The following is a 3,270-nucleotide window of genomic DNA, read 5'->3' on the forward strand; positions in this document are numbered from 1 at the left end:
TGTCCACAATAACATGATTTTCTGCTCAAAATCTCCTTTAGTTGCGCATTTTTGATCTCGTTCGAGTGTAATTTGATTACGAGAAAAACTTATTGAAGAAGCCCAAGAAGCAGCAACAGCAAGTAACGCTGATTTAGCCATAGAAATAGCTGACTTATTAGAAGTAGTAGATGCTTTACTCAAAAGTTATGGAATTTCTCATAATCAAATTACACTCGAACGAGATCAAAAATGCGCAACTAAAGGAGATTTTGAGCAGAAAATCATGTTATTGTGGACAAAAGAAAATAATACTAAATAGAAACTATTAAAAATGTTGAGGAAAAACATCTTAACTAACACACCTTGAGAAGCAATTGTGGGTTATTCTCGTGCAGTAAAAATCGGTAATTTTATTTATGTCTCAGGTACTACTGCTACCGATAAAACTGGGAAAATTATGAGTACACACACTTATGAACAAACTGTACAAATTATCCAGAATATTGAAACAGCTTTACAGACAGTCGGAGCAAGTTTAAAAGACGTAGTCAGAACCAGAATTTATGTAACAAATATCGATAAATGGGAAGAAATAGTTCAACAATTAATAATTAATAATTATTAATTATTTTCAAGGAGAGGATTGACGCTTAAGGAAAAATTTTTCTCTCTTGGTCGATTGGATATGGCGAGGAGACCCGTTCTTACAGACCCGCTCCGAAGATCGCCATCCCACCCTACGGGAAGCTGCGCTAACGACCGCTTGTTTCTCCTTTAAAGGAGAGAATTTCAACCTTAATTATTCGGTAAAAACTTCATAGCTTCAATCTATAATTTTGAAAATTTTACACATCTCGAACAGATTAATATATTTAATTTTTAGTAATGAATAGAATTAGAATTGCCAGAGATAAAGCAGATTTAGTCAAAGCTTTAACCGAGTCAGAAGAAAAAACAGCTCCTTTTAAAACTTATGCTGATGTAATGGTATTTGCCGCATCTTTAGCCATTAAGAAAAACCACCGAGTTCCACTAACAGAAATTTCTCAAAGAGAACCAGGTCCAATTAGTATTGAAGTGTTTTGGTCTAGGGGATATGACAGTATTATTAAATTAATCGCGATCGCCGACACAAAAGATACACAAATTCTCTCTCCAACAAATGAAGAAATAGAAGAAAATTACATTAAAATATTTGAAGAGTATGCCAATGGAGGGTTAGAAATATTACGAGATGAAATGCGGGGTGCAGTAGATTATTCAGAACGACTTTTATTAGTCTTAATTTCCCAGAGATATCAAAAATCTCAGCCAGAAGCAGAATTTGATTTAACTAAATTTTTGAAATAAATAAAAAAGTTCAAAAATCAACAATTAACAGTTATACCAATTTGATGTGAGGCTTCACAGATATTTATAACTGTTTAACCGAAGATGATATAACTCTTTTTTGACTGTTGACTTTTGACTTTTAATTTTTAACTTTTGACTTATATTTAGGTGCGCCCATACAGGTATGATGACGATATTGAGCATCAAAAAGGGAACGCAAATTAAAGAATCATGCGAATTTTATTTGTGGCAGCTGAAGTAGCTCCTTTAGCCAAAGTTGGTGGTATGGCCGATGTAGTCGGAGCCTTACCCAAAGTGCTACGGGCCATGGGTCACGATGTCCGTATCTTTATGCCTTACTATGGCTTTCTGGGCGACAAAATGGAAATTCCAGAAGAAGCAATCTGGGAAGGAAATGCCATGTATCAAAGCTTTAGCATTTATGAGACGGTACTACCAAAAAGCGACGTGCCGTTGTACCTATTTGGCCATCCGTCTTTTTGGCCACGTCGTATCTACTACGGAGATGACGAAGACTGGAGGTTCACTCTATTTGCCAATGGAGCGGCTGAGTTTTGCTGGAATGGCTGGAAACCAGATATTATTCATTGCAATGACTGGCACACAGGCATGATTCCAGTTTGGATGCATGAAACCCCAGATATTAAAACCGTATTTACTATTCATAACCTAGCTTATCAAGGACCTTGGCGCTGGTTATTAGAAAGAATTACTTGGTGTCCCTGGTATATGGAGGGACATAATACAATGGCTGCAGCAATACAGTTTGCCGACCGGGTAACTACTGTTTCTCCTACTTATGCAGGTCAGATCCAAACACCAGCTTATGGCGAACGCCTAGATGGTTTAATGTCTTTTATTAGCGGTAAGTTAACAGGTATTCTTAATGGTATTGACCTGAACTTTTATAATCCAGCTAATGACAGATACATTGCTCAAACTTATACTATCGATACCTTAGAAAAACGTGCTGCTAATAAAATTGCTCTCCAAGAAGAGGTAGGCTTTGAAGTAAATAAAAACACGTTTTTAACAGGAATGGTCTCCCGACTGGTAGATCAAAAAGGACTTGATTTAATGCTGCAAGTATTGGATCGGTTTATGGCTTATACCGATAGTCAGTTTATATTGTTAGGCACAGGCGATCGCTTCTATGAAACCCAAATGTGGCAGATAGCTACTCGTTACCCTGGTCGTATGAGTGTCCAACTTTTATATAATGATGCCCTATCTCGGCGGATCTATGCAGGTACCGATGGTTTTTTAATGCCTAGTAGATTTGAGCCTTGTGGTATTAGTCAAATGTTGGCCATGCGTTATGGTAGCGTACCTATTGTGCGTCGCACAGGAGGGTTAGTTGATACAGTATCTTTCCACGATCCAGTTAACAATGCTGGCACTGGCTATTGTTTCGATCGCTATGAACCACTAGACTTCTTTACTGCAATGGTTAGAGCTTGTGAAGCTTTCCGCTTTAAAGAGCAATGGCAAGAATTACAGAAACGCGGTATGAGAGAAAACTTTAGTTGGGACAAATCAGCTCAGGAGTATATTAAAATGTACAAATCAATACTTGGCTTACCTGAGGAAGAAACAACAACAGACAAGGAGCCTGAATTAGTCTAGTAAAACCTAATTTTAGAATAGGAATTGAGTTAAAACACCCAATTCCTTATTTCTTTATTTCTTTTCTTTTTATAGAAAGCTTGTACTGAAATTTATCAGTTGTCAGCTTTTTTATTTCTCCGAACGTCTTGCTTTTCAAGCTAGTTAATTTACTGAATTAACATCAAAAATGCTTTTTTTAAGTAAATAAATCTAGCGGTAAATGACCATAAGTTCCATTAATTCCTGTATCTTCAGCAGATTGACAAGATACTAATACCCCTCTATATTCTCCAATATAGGATTCAAGATGATATGACTCTTTTATCC

General features: G+C 36.6%; 4 protein-coding genes and 1 pseudogene. 3 read left to right on the plus strand and 2 right to left on the minus strand.

What is annotated here, in order from left to right; all coding sequences use genetic code 11:
* Positions 1–183 (minus strand): annotated as a pseudogene (locus F6K13_RS25045) (hypothetical protein); the annotation flags it as partial.
* Positions 184–358: 175 nt separating this feature from the next.
* Between F6K13_RS25045 and F6K13_RS25050 the strand changes: the two are divergent.
* From F6K13_RS25050 to glgA, 3 genes are all read left to right on the plus strand, one after another.
* A complete protein-coding gene (locus F6K13_RS25050; RefSeq protein WP_205127391.1) occupies positions 359–607 on the plus strand; it encodes a Rid family hydrolase in 249 nt (82 codons plus the stop codon).
* A 260-nt stretch (positions 608–867) separates the two neighbouring features.
* On the plus strand, positions 868–1,332 hold the full coding sequence (locus F6K13_RS25055) for a DNA phosphorothioation-associated protein 4 (protein ID WP_124146587.1): 465 nt from the start codon (positions 868–870) through the stop codon (positions 1,330–1,332).
* Positions 1,333–1,545: 213 nt separating this feature from the next.
* A complete protein-coding gene (gene glgA, locus F6K13_RS25060) occupies positions 1,546–2,961 on the plus strand; it encodes a glycogen synthase GlgA (RefSeq protein ID WP_124146586.1) in 1,416 nt (471 codons plus the stop codon).
* Positions 2,962–3,139: 178 nt separating this feature from the next.
* Here the strand turns inward: glgA and F6K13_RS25065 are convergent.
* Positions 3,140–3,270 (minus strand): DUF1824 family protein (locus tag F6K13_RS25065; protein ID WP_287288713.1); only part of this gene is annotated, 131 nt, incomplete at its 5' end.

Origin of the sequence: Okeania sp. SIO2B9 (genome assembly GCF_010672505.1) — a bacterium.
GTDB lineage: Bacteria > Cyanobacteriota > Cyanobacteriia > Cyanobacteriales > Microcoleaceae > Okeania > Okeania hirsuta.

Coding starts and splice junctions, on each gene's coding strand:
- F6K13_RS25055 (WP_124146587.1), top strand. CDS start 868: ATGAATAGAATTAGAATTGCCAGAGATAAAGCAGATTTAGTCAAAGCT.
- glgA (WP_124146586.1), top strand. CDS start 1,546: ATGCGAATTTTATTTGTGGCAGCTGAAGTAGCTCCTTTAGCCAAAGTT.